This window comes from Achromobacter sp. FW305-C-13 (assembly GCF_058783475.1).
The window spans coordinates 876,009-889,503 of sequence record NZ_JBYSYN010000002.1; the positions used below are offsets into that span (position 1 = coordinate 876,009).

Consider the following 13,495-nt stretch of genomic DNA (forward strand, 5'->3'; position numbering starts at 1 on the left):
AATCAAGCCTCAGCCGACTTGGCCCATCGCCGGGTCGCTGACGCCGTCTTTGCCCGTTTCCATGCGCCCGGCAAAACGGCGCTGGAATGCGCCGTAGCCCTCGCAGGCCACCGCAAAGTCGTACCACTGGCCGCTGTCGCCGACCGGCCAGCTCAGTTCGCCGGTCTGGCCCGGTTGCACGGTGGCGGTCCAGGGGCCGTCGCTGCGGTACGCCATCGCGCGCACGTTGAACGTGCAAGCCTGGCTGCCGTTGTTGTGCAGCTTGACCTGCACCTGCGGGTCGTCGCAAGGCACGTAGCAAACCTGGATCTCGGGCTGCGCGCCGCCCGTCTGCATCAGGTCGCCCGCGAAGGCGCGGTGATAGCCGTTCGGCCCCAGCACCCACAGGTCGTACTTGCCGCTGTCGCCCGCGACGTCCCAGGCATCGTCCAGCGACTTGCCCGCCTCGACCACATAGCGGCGGGGAATGCGATCCAGGTGCAGCTTATCGTACACATGGAAGACGGCCGCCGCCTGGCTGCTGCTGGCGTTGGCGAACAGCAGCCTGACGCGGTTCTCGCGCGCGTCTTCGCGGGCGCTCGTGTGCAGCTCGTAGGGCAGGGCGCGCGACGGGCGCGTGCCGGGCGCCTGCTTGGCGAGCGTTTGTTGCGTGGGGACGGCGATGGCGGGCTGCGCTTCCTGCCAGGTTGTCAGCCCATCAGCGTCCGTCTTGGTCGTGCGGCCCGGCAAGGTCGGCAGCGCCGCGCTGTTGGGCGACACGAAATTCAGGGTGGAGGTGAGGTCGCCGCAAACCGCGCGGCGGAACGCGCTGATGTTAGGTTCGACGACGCCGAAGCGCTGCTCCAGGAAGCGCAGCGCCGAGGTGTGGTCGAACACTTGCGAATTGACCCAGCCGCCACGGCTCCACGGCGAAATCACCCACATCGGCACGCGCATGCCGGGACCGAACGGCTTGCCGTCGGCGGTCAGCTGCTTGGGTGTGGCGGGCGGGTACGTGAAGTACTCGAACGCCATCTCGGCATCCGTCAGCGTGGACTTGCCCGCCAAGCTGCCGTCGTCGTTGCGTGACGGTGCCGACGGCGTGGGCATGTGGTCGAAGAAGCCGTCGTTCTCGTCGTAGGTGACGAGGAACACGGTCTTGCTCCAGACCTCGGGCGATTGCGTCAAGGCGTCCAGCGCGGCCTGGATGTACCACGCGCCCTTCGCGGGGCTGGAAGGGCCGGGGTGTTCGCTGTATGCGGCCGGCGGAATGATCCACGACACCTCGGGCAGCGTGCCGTTCATGACGTCGTCGCGCAGGCTCTGCAGGAAGCCGCCGTCGGGCATGGTGTTTCCGAAGCCCTTGGCCAACGGGCTGTACTGGTCGTCGATGGCGGGGTTGTAGGCGGGGCCGCCCTGGTTGGTCACTTGCCGGTCAGCCGGCATCTTTTCGATCTCGGCGCGCCAGTGCCGGAAGCTCATCATCTCGTTGCAGCCGAAGTTGTCCGGGATGTTCTGGTAGACCTTCCAGCTGACGCCGGCCTTTTGCAGGCGGTCGGCGTAGGTGGTCCACGTCCAGCCTTCGGTGGACGGGCCCACGTCGGCGCCGTCGTTCATTTCGTTCATCACCACCGATACGTTGTCGCCGGACGGGCCGTTGGTGCCGGTCCAGAAGAACAGGCGGTTGGGGATGGTGCCCGCGTGCATCGCACAGTGGTAGTTGTCGCACAGCGTGAAGGCGTCAGCCAGCGCGCGGTGGAACGGGACTTCCGCGTTCTCGTAATAGCCCATCGACAACGGCTGCTTGGCGCTGGGCCACTTGTTCATGCGGCCATGATCCCAGGCCGCCTGGCAATTGGGCCACGAGTGCGGCGTGCTGCCGGCGCGTTGGGCGTTGCCCAGCGTCGTGTCCAGGTGATAGGGCAGCTCTTCGGTCCCGTCGCTGCGCGTCTGGTGGAACACGGACTTGCCGTTGGCCAGCGGAATGGGGAAGCGGTCGCCGAAGCCACGCACGCCGGGGAAGGTGCCGAAGTAGCCGTCGAAGGAACGGTTTTCCAGCATCAACATCACGACGTGCTTGACGTCCTGGATGGTGCCGGTCGGGCTGCTGGCTTCAATGGCCAGGGCGCGGCGGATGCTGGGCGGGAACATCGACAAGGCGCTTACGGCGGCCGTGGTTCCCAGCGTGGTCTTGAAGAACTTTCTCTTTGAGGCGTCGAACGTCATTGGCTTCTCTGTCGTTGAAGGTCGGAGGGGAACGGGCTCATGGGGCGCAGTGCGACGCGCACGCGGCGGGTGGCGTGGTGGGCGTCGTAGGCGGGGGAGGAGCCGGTTCGTCCGAATCGTTGTCGTCGCCGCCGCAAGCGGACAGCGAAAGCACGAGCGACAGTGCACAAAAGGCCGCGAGGCCTCGTCTTGCATGGGCGAGCAAGTGGGAAGTGGGTTCCATGGTTCGGTCAGGTGTGGATGGGCTGACGGCCCGCAGGGGCCGTTGCCGTCACACAGGACGAATGTCGGGCGGATGCTGCGGGCCACGAGAGCGCCCGGCGCATGCTGGCCGGACGACAGCGATCCAGTATTGGCGCGTCGGATGTCGTTCTTTTGACAGCCAGCTGACCGGTTGCTGTGCGCGCCGCTTTTTTTGAAACGCGGTGCTAGATGCGTGTCGAAGTGAAAACGTATTCAACGATTGACTTACCGCTGCGGTAAACGCGCGCGCCCGCCATGGACGCCCGGGCCATGGCGCGACATGCGGCGTTTTACTTCCAGAACGGCTTGCTGCGCGCCAGGTTATCGAAGGCTTTCTGCGCTTCGTCGGCCAGCTCGTCCAGGCGCGCGCTGATCCAGCCGAGCGCGAACCAGGCTTGCGGGTGCGTGGCCGTACACGACTCGTAGTATTCCTTGGCGACGGCCAGGTCGTTGATTTCGCCCAGCACGTCCTGCACCTTGGACAGCAGCTTGCGGTAGCCGCGCAGCTTGCCCGAGGGCAACAGCGATTCCGCAAACGCCAGGCTGTAGCGCAGTCGCTTGCCGCGCTTGCGCAGCTCGTGTCGCGTGGGGATGTCCAGCGTGGCGAACTGCGTGCCCTGGTCGGCCACCTTGCTGTGCCAGCGATGCAGGCGGCGCGCCAACTGCTTGTGCAGGCGCTGCGGATCGGGTTCCGGCGCCAGCATGGGGATGATGGTGGGCTTGACGCTGGGGCCGGCCACACCGCCTTCCAGGCGGATGGCTGGCTCGGGCGCCGCGTCGCTGGGCGTGCCATTGGCGATGGTCTGGCCATTGCCGGCGGGCACCACAGGCGGCACATCCAGGCTCCACTCCAGCAGTTCCAGCAACCAGGCCTGGAAGGCCTTGCCGCCGGCAATGGTCTGGGCGTCTTGCTCGGGCGGCGCGGCTTCCATCGGAATCACGGGCATGCCGGCGCGGATCAGCGCGGGCGCCACGGTTTCGTTCAGCACGTCCTGATCGCGGTTGGCGCCGAAGGCGGCGAAGTGCGTGCGCACGCCCTGCAGCATGGCGTCAGGCACCGGCGCGATCCAGCCGTCGAAGAGTTTCCAGGCCGACCGCAGGCGGCGCACGCCCACGCGCAACTGGTGCACGTGTTCGGAGTTGCCAGCGCGGTACACGCCTTCCGTGTCCACCTCGGCCAGCACCGCGGCGTTGCGCGCGATCTGGTCCAGGCATTCCGCAGCGATGCGGCCCATTGCCTGCGACGGCGTCATGTCGTCGCGCAGCTTCACGGCGGCCGCGCCGCGCGGCGCCCAGAACTGGGCGATGGCCTGGGCGCGGCGGGCTTCCAGATCGTCGCCGGGGAGGGCGTCCACATCGGCCAGGCGTTGCGCCAACTGGGCCAGCGCGTCACCGCGTTCGGATTTGCTGCGCGGGTCCAGCACGAGGCTGTGGCGCTGCTGCCAGCCACGTGCGCTGGCAAAGATGGCGGCAGGGCGGCCCGACACCAGTTCGAATTCCAGTTCCGAGATGGGCAGTTCCAACGCGCCGGCGCGCAGGATGCCGGTGTCGTACGCAAGCTCTACGGTGCCAAAGCGCGTGCGGACCTTGCGCAGCAGGCGCTGCACATCGGTTTCGTAGCGCAGGCCAAGTTCACCCTTGACGGCGGCAAGCGCGGCTTCGACTTCCGTGCCCGCATACACCGACAGGTCCAGCACGGGGCCGGGGCGCGGGTGGTTCAGTTCAATCCGGGTGATGGCGTTGATGCCGGGCATCTTCAGCGTCTGGACCCAGTCGCGGCCCTCCTGGCGCAGCCGGATGGCGATGCGCGCCCGCGCGAGTTCGCGTTCGGGCGTGTCGAAATACATGGCATGCAGGCGGATGCGCGTGGCCTCGCGTTGCTTGATCTCTCGCAGCACGGCCTGGCGCGAAGCCGTGGGCACGTGCAGTTTCAATTCCTGTTCCGACATGGCGGTGGGTGTCCAACGGCAAAAGCCGAGATCTTAATCAACCGGGGGGCGGGATTTGATGACGGTTCATATTTTGTTCACATTGAGCATAGACGTGAACGCGCGTCGCGGACAAGCGAAGGCGCCTGCCAGGCAAGAAAAAACGCCGCCCCTTTTACAAGGGCGGCGCCAAGGAGCGCTGGTCAGGGGAAACCGACAAGCGTAAAACGGGGACGCGGTTAAAGAATGCGTTTGCGCGCCTGGGTGATGATGATTTCGGCCAATACGACCACAACGAAGATCGCGGCCAGCACCAGCGCGACGCGGTCCCACTGGAACAGGTTCAACGCGGTGTCCAGCGCCATGCCGATGCCGCCGGCGCCCACCAGGCCCAGCACGGCCGATTCGCGCACGTTGATGTCCCAGCGCAGCAGCACGATGGACCAGAACGCGGGGCGGATCTGCGGCCAGTAGGCGTACCACAGCACCGATGCCTTGCTGGCGCCGGTGGCGGTCACGGCCTCGATGGGGCCGCGCTGTGCTTCCTCGATGGCTTCGCCCACCAGCTTGCCCACGAAGCCGATCGAGCGGAACGCGATGGCCAGCGTGCCGGCGAGCGCGCCCGGCCCGAAGATGGCGATGAACAGCAGCGCCCAGACCAGCGAATTGACCGAGCGGCTGGACACCAGGATCAGCCGGGCCAGCATATTGATGGTCTTGCTGGGCGTCAGGTTGTTGGCCGCAAGCAGGCCCACCGGCACCGCCATGAAGACGGACAGGATGGTGCCTAGCGTGGCGATGTGCAGCGTTTCGATCAGCGCGTTGTGCACGCCGTCCGGGTAGTAGGCCCAGTCGATCGGCCACATGCGGCGGAACAGGTCGGCCATCTGCTCAGGCGCGTCATACAGGAACTCCGGTATGACTTCGACGCCGCGGATGGCCTGGACGATGGCGGCCACGACGAGCAGGTACAGCGCGAAGCGCAGCAGCCGCTGGCCCATGCTGTAGCGCTGCCACACGCGCGGCGAACCCGCCGGGTTCAGGGTGGAGGCATGGACGTTCATTCTTCCACCTCCGCCTTGCGCGCCGCCGGCGGCTTGGTCGAACCGATGCCGCGGGCGCCTGCGAAGCGGCCTTGCAGGATGCGGTCAAAGCCCAGGTTGTCCAGGAACACGGCGCGCACGAAGCCTGCGAGGATTTCGCCCAGCATGATGATGGCGATCAGCGTCAGCAGGATGGCGCTGACGAAGTCGTAATCAAAGCGCTGGAAGGCCGAGAACAGCGTGCCGCCCACGCCGCCCGCGCCCACGATCCCCACCATGGTGGAGTTGCGCAGGTTGGAGTCGAACTGGTAGGTCGCAAAGCCGATGAAGCGGGCGAACACCTGCGGCAGCACGCCGAAGATGATGACGTTGGCGAACGACGCGCCGCTTGCGCGCACGGCTTCCACCTGCTTGAGCGAGATCTCTTCGATGGCCTCGGTGAACAGCTTGCCGATGAAGCCGATGGAGGCCACCGTCAGCGCCAGGATGCCGGCCAGTGCGCCAAAGCCCACGGCCTTGACGAACAGGATGGCGACGATGACCGGGTGCAGGGCGCGGCACAGCGCCACCAGCGAACGCGCGGGCCACGACACCCAGGCGGGCATCATGTTGCGCGCGCCCAAAAGGCCCACGGGCAGCGCAAACAGGATGCCCAGCACCGAGGCCAGCACCGCGATTTCCAGGCTTTCCGCGATGCCTTTCCACAAGGTCGCGGGTTTTTCGAAATTGGGCGGGAACATGCGCGAAAGAAAGGTCGACGCGTGTCCCATGCCGGTTTCAAAGCGTGCCCAGCTGAAATCCAGCTGCGCGCCGGCGTAGATGGTGTAGATCACCAGCAAGACCAGGCCCGCCTTGGCGCGCCCGGACATGGCGAAGGGGCGGTTGCCCCGGGGGTGCGTCATTCCAGCCAAGACTCGCCTCCGTAGATCGTCTTGAGCATGGTCGCGTCCAGGCCTTGGCCGTCGCCGTCATACACCACGTGTCCGCCGGACATGCCGACGATGCGGGTGGCGTAGCGACGCGCCAGTTCGACGTCGTGGATGTTTACGATGACGGGAATGCCGGTGGCGCTGCCCTGAACTGACAGCAGCTCCATGATTTCCACCGAGGTCTTGGGGTCCAGCGACGACGTCGGTTCGTCCGCCAGCAGCAGCTGCGGGCGCTGCATCAGCGCGCGGGCGATGCCCACCCGCTGGCGCTGGCCGCCCGACAGCGCATCGGCGCGCTGGTCGGCAAAGCCGGCCAGGCCGACGGTATCCAGCAGCTTGTAGGCATGCTCGATGTCTTCGGGTTCGAAGCGGCGCATCCAGGCCTTCAGGGCGGAGGTGTAGCCCAGCCGCCCCGTCAGCAGGTTTTCCATGACGGTCAGGCGTTCGACCAGGTTGTATTCCTGGAACACCATGCCGATGCGCCGGCGTGCGCGGCGCAGCGACGCGCCGCGCACGCGAGCCAGATCCACGGAACCGTCCTTGGACTGCAGCACGATCTCGCCCTGGGTGGGTTCGATCAGGCGGTTGATGCAACGCAGAAGCGTGCTCTTGCCGGTGCCGGAAGGGCCGATGATGGCGGTCAGTCCTTGACCGGCGATTTCAAGGTTGATGCCATTGAGAACCGGCCGGCCGGCCCGGTATTCCTTGACCAGGCCGGAAATGCGTAGCGACGTCGTCATGCTGGATTACTTCTTGCTCTTGGCGGATTCGCGGTCGTAGGCGGCGCGGTTGAAGCTTTCGCCACCCGATTCAGCCACTTGGCGGACGATGGCCCAATCCTTCTGATAGGTCACCGGATAGAAGCGGTCGGCGCCGTCGAAGGCCTTCGACATTTCCGCGGGGAAGCGGTAGTCGTAGAAGCACTTGAGCATCTGGTCGCGGAACTTCGGCTCCAGGTCATGCGCGTAGGCGAACGACGAGGTGGGGAATTTCTCGCTCTTGTAGATCACGCGGAAGTCGGCTTCCTTGACCTGGCCGCGTTCGACCATGCGCTTGAACACGTCGGAGGCCACGGCGGCGGCGTCGTAGTCCCCAGAGTTCACGCCCATGACGGACTGGTCGTGCTTGCCCGAGAAGACCACCTTGTAGTCCTTGTCCGGCGTCAGGCCTTCCTTGGGGAAGAGCGCCACGGGCGCCATGTGGCCCGAGTTCGAGGACGGCGCGGTGTGCGCCAGCTTCTTGCCCTTCAAGTCGGTCAGCTTCTGGTAGGGGCTGTCCTTCTTCACGATGACGATCAGGTTGTAGCCCTGGAAGCCGTCGGCGTAACCCTTGACGGCGAACGGCACGGCGCCGGCGATGTTCACGGCGAACGCGGTCGGGCCGGTCGAAAAGCCGCCCACGTGCAGGCGGCCCGAGCGCATGGCTTCGATTTCCGCGGCGTTGCTTTGCACCTGGTAGAACACGACGCGCTTGCCCGTGCATTCGGACAGGTGCTTGGTGAACGGCTTGAAGATGTCTTCGTAGACCGCCGGGTCTTCGACCGGGGTGTAGGTGAACACCAGGGTCGACGGCGTCTTCTGCTTGGAGGCGTCGGTGGGGGTATCGGCCACCAGATCGTTATTGGCGTCGCAATACATCTGGTCCAGGTCCCCCCGGTTGGAGCAGGTGTCGGCGGCGTGGGCGGCGGTGCCGCCAACGGCGAACGCGGCCAGGGCGGCCGCTTGCAATAGACGCATTGCGTGCATGGTTTGTCTCCTCTTGTGGGATGAATTTGAATATTTGCTGAATTCAACCACACAAGCGGGGACGGGCACACTTGGGAAAGTCCCTGCCTTTCTTTTCGTGTTTTGTTCGAATTGTTCGCTTTGTGTTCGTTTGTTTGCGATCAATCGAACAAGTCCGACACCGGGTCCGATCCGGACCCGGGGCCAGACCCGAGCCAACTCCGTGTCAGGCCCGGTAGCCGAGCTTGCGTGAGATCTCCTGCGCGCAGGCCAGCAGCGGCCGGGCAATGGCGCCGTCCCAGCTCACGTCGAACAGGCCCGTGGGCCCCAGGCTGGTCAGCCCCAGGACGATGTTGCCGGTGTTGTCGAACACGGGCACCGACAAGGCGTCCACGCCCGGCAGCGGGTTGCCCAGCGCGCGGGCCATGCCGTGCACGCGGATGTCGGCCAACTGGGCTTCGATGTTGGCGCGTGAGGCCTTGCGTGGGGGCGGCACGCTGGCGATGACGGCCGTGTCGCCTTCTTCCCGGGCGATGTAGTGCTCGCTGACCTTGGGCGGCAGCCAGGCCGCGAATACCAGGCCGGTGGCGGTGTGCAGCATGGACATCACGGTGCCCTTGCGCATGTTCACGTGCACCGGGTAGCTGGCTTCGGTCATGTGGATCATGGTGGGCCCGTGCGAGCCCAGCACCGCGATGCCCAGCGTATGGCCGATCTCGGATTGCAGCTTGGCGATCTCGGGCATGGCGATGCGCACCGGGTCCAGCCGTTGCAGGCTGACCAGCCCCATCTGCAAGGCGAAGGGGCCCAGCTCGTACTGGCCGGTGATGGCGTCTTGCTGCACCAGGCCCACGCGGATGAAGCTGACTAGGTAGGGGTGCGCCTTGGCGGACGTCATGCCGGCGCCCGCGGCCAGGTCGCGCAAGGTCAGGGGCTTGGCGGCGTCGACCAGGGCGGCCAGCAGCGGCACGCCCACTTCGATGGACTGGATGCTGCGGCGGCCGTCGTTGGCGGCGGGGGCGGGGGTCTTGGTGGTGGCCACGGTGTGCGGACCTCAGGCCGGTTGCGCGTGCGGCTGCGGGGCCTGGCGGGCCGCCAGCAGCCGGTTCGCCATTTCGACGAAACCCGCGCCGCCGTGGAAAGCGGCGACAAAGGCGGGGCGATGCGTCAGGCGATGCAGCTGGGCCTGGATGTTGGCCACGCCGACTGAAATCGGGAAGTACGCGAACATGGGTTCGTCGTTGGGCGAATCACCGATGAACAGCGTGCTGTCCAGGGCGCTGGCCACGTCCGCGCCGAATTCGCGCTGGAACATGGTGCGGGTCATGGTCAGCTTGTCGTAGTCGCCGAACCAGCCGTTGACGTGGATCGAACTGACCTTGGCCTGGGCGCCGGCGTCGTGGAAGATCTGGACGATCTTGCTGACGGCCGAGTCGGGCAGGGCGGGCACGTCTTCGCAGAAGTCGATGGCCAGATCGGCCACACGGTAGTCCTGGTCGCTGGCGACGGCCGAGCCCGGGACTTCGGCCAGCACGCGGTCGCGGATCGCGTCCAGCTGCTTGCGGCTGGCCTGGCGCGAGGCGGCGTCCGTCCAGTAATGGGTCGTCATGCGGCGGGCCTGGCGGTCGTAGGCGTAGTAGAAGGCGCCGTTCTCCCCCACCACGGCGCGCACGGGCCACATGCGGGCGATATGGTCGCACCAGCCAGCTGGGCGGCCGGTGATCGGCACCACCTGGATGCCCGCCTGTTCCAGGCGCTCCAGCGCGGCGTAGGCGTCGGCCGGCAGGCGGCCTTCGGTGGTCAGCGTGTCGTCGATGTCGGTCAGGACGACGCGAACCGCCGCGGCGACGGTCAAAGGCATGGCCGCAAGGGCTTGCATGGGTTTTTTCCTCGTTGGGGACGTGATTTTTATGGGGGGATCTCCGGCCGAAAGTTTAACCGGATGCCCCGGCTGGACGCCGTTCTGGCGGCCCGATAGGGGATCCGGCGCCAGGGGCGGTAAAATCCGGGCTTTCCCGCCTGGTTTGCGTGCCCGCCATGTCCGTCCAGTTGTCCTCTTTGCCCGGCTCCGAGCCGGAATCCTTCGGTATCGCTTCCGTTGCCGAGATCATCGCCGAGCTGCGCGCCGGCCGTATCGTCATTCTTGTTGACGAAGAAGACCGTGAAAATGAAGGCGACCTGGTCATGGCCGCCGAATTTGTCACGCCTGAAGCCATCAACTTCATGGTGACCCACGGCCGCGGCCTGGTGTGCCTGACGCTGACCGAAGAGCGCTGCCGCCAACTCGAGCTGCCCATGATGGCCGCCCGTAACGGCACGCGATACGGCACCAATTTCACGCAGTCGATCGAAGCCGCCGTGGGCGTCGAAACCGGTATTTCGGCCGCCGACCGCGCCCGCACCATTCAGGTGGCGGTGGCGCGCGACGCCAAGCCGGCCGACCTGGTCCAGCCGGGCCACATCTTCCCCGTGCGCGCGGTGCCCGGCGGCGTGCTGGTGCGTGCCGGCCACACCGAAGCTGGCTGCGACCTGACCGCCATGGCCGGCCTGACGCCCGCCGCGGTGATCTGCGAAATCCTGAAGCCGGACGGCACCATGGCCCGCCTGCCGGACCTGGTGGAATTCGGCCGCCAGCACAACCTGAAGATCGGCACGATCGCCGACCTGATCCAATACCGCAGCGAACACGAATCCATCGTCAAGCGCGTGGGCAAGCGCCCCATGCAGACGGCCTGGGGCACCTTCGAGGCCGTGGCCTATGAAGACGCGGCTACCGGCTCCGCCCATTTGGCGCTGGTGCATGGTAACGTGAGCCCCGACGTCGAAACGCTGGTGCGCGTGCACGAGCCGGCCTCGGTGCTGGACGTGCTGGATACCGGCGCCAGCCCGCACAGCTGGGGCGTGGCGCAAGCCCTGCAGGCCATTGCAGCCGCTCCGGCCGGGGTGCTGGTGTTGATGAACTGCCAATCGTCCACCGAGCACCTGTTCGGCCAGATCGCCGGCTGGAATGACCCGAAGGCCCAGGCCGACGCGGCCGCCAGCACGGACCGTTTCGGTCTGCGCACTTACGGCATCGGCGCCCAGATCCTGCGCGACCTGAATGTGGGCCAAATGAAGTTGCTGGCCCGGCCGCGCAAGATGCCCAGCATGGCGGGCTTTTCGCTCACCATTACGGGTTACGATTGCGACCCGCAGAATACTCCCGCAACACACTGAAGGCCGACACATGAACCCTTACATCCTTACCCCCGACCTGAACGGCGAAGGGCTGCACATCGGCATCGTACGCGCCCGCTTCAATGAAGAAATCGGCCAGGCCGAACTCGAAGCGTGCCTGAAGGAATTGGCCGAACTGGGCGTGGACGAGCGCGACGTGATGGTCGCCACCGTTCCCGGCGCCCTGGAACTGGGCGTGGCCCTGTCCCACATGGCCGAAACGTTTGAATTCGACGCCTTGATCGCGCTGGGCGCCGTCATCCGTGGCGAGACCTATCACTTTGAAGTGGTCAGCAATGAAATGGCCATGGCAATCACCCGTATCTCCCTGGAAACCGGCATCCCCGTCGCAAACGGCGTGTTGACCGTCGACACCGACGAGCAGGCGCAAGCCCGCGCCGCCGGCAAGGGCCGCGATTGCGCTCAGGTGGCCGTTGAAATGGCCAACCTGGTGGCGGCGCTGGAACCCGAGGAAGAAGACGAAGACGACGAAGACGAGGACGAAGATTTTGACGACGAAGAAGACGACGACCAGCGCTGATAGCGCGGCGCAAGCCCGCGCCAATGCGCGCAGTGCCCGCCGCCGTGCACGCGAATTCGCGCTGCAGGGCGTGTACGCGTGGCTGCTGCGCGGTGGCGAAGGCACGCAAGACGCCGGCGAGATCGATGCCCACCTGCGCGACACCGAGGATTTTTCCGAGGCCGACGCGCAGTGGTTCAAGACCTTGCTGCACGGCGTCCTGCGCGAAGCGCCCGCGCTGCGCGAGCGGTTCACGCCTTACGTCGACCGCCCGCTGGCCGAGCTGTCGCCCGTTGAGCATGGCATCCTGCTGATCGGCAGCTTCGAACTGATTCATCATGTCGAAGTGCCGTACAAGGTCGCCATCAATGAAGCCGTTGAGCTTGCCAAATCGTTTGGCGGCACCGACGGCTTCAAGTTCGTCAACGGCGTGCTCGACAAGCTGGCTGCCGACGTGCGTGCGAACGAGGTCCAGGCCGCCGCCCAACAGCGGCGTTGACCCGCGCTTGCCGGACTCCGAAGGGGTCAGGCGCATGCCGCCCTGCGCGTACCCTAGCCGGTGCGCCAGGCGTGGCCTGCGTCTGACCCCTTCGGCTTGTTTCACCGCCGGTTTCCCGACCGGCTTCTCGGAGTTGCCGTGGCGTCCGAATTCGATCTGATCGCGCGCTATTTCACCCGGACCGCACCGGCGGGCCTGCTGGGCGTGGGCGACGATTGCGCTCTGTTTCCCGTGCCGCCCGGCGAACAGGTCGCCACCAGCACGGACCTGCTGCTGGAAGGCCGGCATTTCTTTCCCGACGTGGATCCTCGCGCCCTGGGCCACAAGGCCCTGGCCGTGAACCTGTCTGACCTGGCCGCCATGGGCGCCCGGCCGATTGGCTGCGTGCTGGGGCTGGCCTTGCCGCGCCTGGACGAGCCCTGGCTGGCCGCCTTCGCGGACGGGTTTCACGCCTTGGCCGATGCCCATGGCTGCCCGCTGATCGGCGGCGACACCACACGCAGCGCGCATGACTTGGCGATCAGCGTCACCGTGTTCGGCGCCGTGCCCGCCGGCCAGGCGCTGCGGCGCGACGGCGCGCAGGCGGGCGACGATATCTGGGTATCGGGCGAACTGGGCGCGGCCGACGTGGCCTATCGCCTGCTGGACGGCCAGTATCCGGCCGATGCGTCCTTGCTGGCCGCGACCCGTGATGCACTGGAATGGCCCCAACCGCAGGTTGCGCTGGGGCTGGCGCTGCGCGGCATCGCGCACGCCGCCATCGACCTGTCCGACGGGCTGCTGCAAGACCTGGGTCACATCTTGGCCGCCAGCCGGGTGGGCGCTTGCCTGGAATACGCCCGGATGCCGGCGGCCACGGCCCTGGCGGGCATAGACGAGGCGCTGTTGCGCCGCGCCGTGCTGGGCGGCGGCGACGTCTATCAGCTGTGCTTTACCGCGCCCGCCGCCCGCCGCGATGCCGTGTTGGAAGCCGCCCGCGCGGCCAATGCCCGCGTGACCCGGGTGGGTCACACGCTGGCGCAGGCAGGCCTGACCGTGCTGGACGGGCAGGGCCAGCCGATGACCGCGCTGCCGGCCGGTTTCGATCACTTTCCCGCAGCCTGATCCGCAGCGGTTCCCCTACCGACACTCCCCCTCTACCAACGGCCCAGGAACGCCATGTCCCTTACCGATAAGCCATCCCCGTCC

Annotated in this window: 12 protein-coding genes; 4 read left to right on the forward strand and 8 right to left on the reverse strand. The window is 66.6% G+C overall.

The window, feature by feature from the left end; genetic code table 11:
• Positions 1-9: 9 nt before the first annotated feature.
• From AC3WMU_RS15450 to AC3WMU_RS15485, 8 genes are all read right to left on the reverse strand, one after another.
• Positions 10-2,205 (reverse strand): phosphocholine-specific phospholipase C, encoded by a 2,196-nt coding sequence (locus tag AC3WMU_RS15450; RefSeq protein WP_006227604.1) that lies wholly within the window; start codon positions 2,203-2,205, stop codon positions 10-12.
• Positions 2,206-2,738: 533 nt separating this feature from the next.
• A complete protein-coding gene (locus AC3WMU_RS15455) occupies positions 2,739-4,397 on the reverse strand; it encodes a CYTH and CHAD domain-containing protein (RefSeq protein WP_280029757.1) in 1,659 nt (552 codons plus the stop codon).
• Positions 4,398-4,615: 218 nt separating this feature from the next.
• Complete coding sequence (gene phnE, locus AC3WMU_RS15460; protein ID WP_006227606.1) at positions 4,616-5,440, reverse strand: phosphonate ABC transporter, permease protein PhnE; 825 nt, start codon at positions 5,438-5,440, stop codon at positions 4,616-4,618.
• A complete protein-coding gene (phnE, locus tag AC3WMU_RS15465; protein ID WP_006227607.1) occupies positions 5,437-6,321 on the reverse strand; it encodes a phosphonate ABC transporter, permease protein PhnE in 885 nt (294 codons plus the stop codon). Before phnE (AC3WMU_RS15465) ends, phnE (AC3WMU_RS15460) begins: the two co-directional genes overlap by 4 nt.
• Positions 6,318-7,088 (reverse strand): phosphonate ABC transporter ATP-binding protein, encoded by a 771-nt coding sequence (gene phnC / locus AC3WMU_RS15470; protein WP_006227608.1) that lies wholly within the window; start codon positions 7,086-7,088, stop codon positions 6,318-6,320. Before phnC ends, phnE (AC3WMU_RS15465) begins: the two co-directional genes overlap by 4 nt.
• Before the next feature lie 6 nt (positions 7,089-7,094).
• A complete protein-coding gene (gene phnD, locus AC3WMU_RS15475; RefSeq protein ID WP_006227609.1) occupies positions 7,095-8,093 on the reverse strand; it encodes a phosphate/phosphite/phosphonate ABC transporter substrate-binding protein in 999 nt (332 codons plus the stop codon).
• A 205-nt stretch (positions 8,094-8,298) separates the two neighbouring features.
• Positions 8,299-9,114, reverse strand: coding sequence for an IclR family transcriptional regulator (locus AC3WMU_RS15480; RefSeq protein WP_006227610.1), 816 nt, complete (start codon positions 9,112-9,114; stop codon positions 8,299-8,301).
• A 12-nt stretch (positions 9,115-9,126) separates the two neighbouring features.
• Positions 9,127-9,951 (reverse strand): HAD-IIB family hydrolase, encoded by an 825-nt coding sequence (locus AC3WMU_RS15485; RefSeq protein ID WP_006227611.1) that lies wholly within the window; start codon positions 9,949-9,951, stop codon positions 9,127-9,129.
• Between the two features lie 158 nt (positions 9,952-10,109).
• Here AC3WMU_RS15485 and ribBA point away from each other — a divergent pair, with 158 nt between their 5' ends.
• From ribBA to thiL, 4 genes are all read left to right on the forward strand, one after another.
• On the forward strand, positions 10,110-11,288 hold the full coding sequence (ribBA, locus tag AC3WMU_RS15490) for a bifunctional 3,4-dihydroxy-2-butanone-4-phosphate synthase/GTP cyclohydrolase II (protein ID WP_006227612.1): 1,179 nt from the start codon (positions 10,110-10,112) through the stop codon (positions 11,286-11,288).
• Between the two features lie 10 nt (positions 11,289-11,298).
• Positions 11,299-11,829, forward strand: coding sequence for a 6,7-dimethyl-8-ribityllumazine synthase (gene ribH, locus AC3WMU_RS15495; RefSeq protein ID WP_006227613.1), 531 nt, complete (start codon positions 11,299-11,301; stop codon positions 11,827-11,829).
• Entirely contained in the window at positions 11,798-12,307 is a 510-nt protein-coding gene (gene nusB / locus AC3WMU_RS15500) for a transcription antitermination factor NusB (protein ID WP_006227614.1), read from the forward strand. Before ribH ends, nusB begins: the two co-directional genes overlap by 32 nt.
• A gap of 138 nt (positions 12,308-12,445) precedes the next feature.
• On the forward strand, positions 12,446-13,411 hold the full coding sequence (gene thiL, locus AC3WMU_RS15505) for a thiamine-phosphate kinase (RefSeq protein ID WP_492282609.1): 966 nt from the start codon (positions 12,446-12,448) through the stop codon (positions 13,409-13,411).
• Positions 13,412-13,495 lie beyond the last annotated feature (84 nt).

Coding starts and splice junctions, on each gene's coding strand:
- AC3WMU_RS15455 (WP_280029757.1), bottom strand. CDS start 4,397: ATGTCGGAACAGGAATTGAAACTGCACGTGCCCACGGCTTCGCGCCAG.
- AC3WMU_RS15485 (WP_006227611.1), bottom strand. CDS start 9,951: ATGCAAGCCCTTGCGGCCATGCCTTTGACCGTCGCCGCGGCGGTTCGC.
- phnC (WP_006227608.1), bottom strand. CDS start 7,088: ATGACGACGTCGCTACGCATTTCCGGCCTGGTCAAGGAATACCGGGCC.
- phnE (WP_006227606.1), bottom strand. CDS start 5,440: ATGAACGTCCATGCCTCCACCCTGAACCCGGCGGGTTCGCCGCGCGTG.
- phnE (WP_006227607.1), bottom strand. CDS start 6,321: ATGACGCACCCCCGGGGCAACCGCCCCTTCGCCATGTCCGGGCGCGCC.
- ribH (WP_006227613.1), top strand. CDS start 11,299: ATGAACCCTTACATCCTTACCCCCGACCTGAACGGCGAAGGGCTGCAC.
- phnD (WP_006227609.1), bottom strand. CDS start 8,093: ATGCACGCAATGCGTCTATTGCAAGCGGCCGCCCTGGCCGCGTTCGCC.
- ribBA (WP_006227612.1), top strand. CDS start 10,110: ATGTCCGTCCAGTTGTCCTCTTTGCCCGGCTCCGAGCCGGAATCCTTC.
- AC3WMU_RS15450 (WP_006227604.1), bottom strand. CDS start 2,205: ATGACGTTCGACGCCTCAAAGAGAAAGTTCTTCAAGACCACGCTGGGA.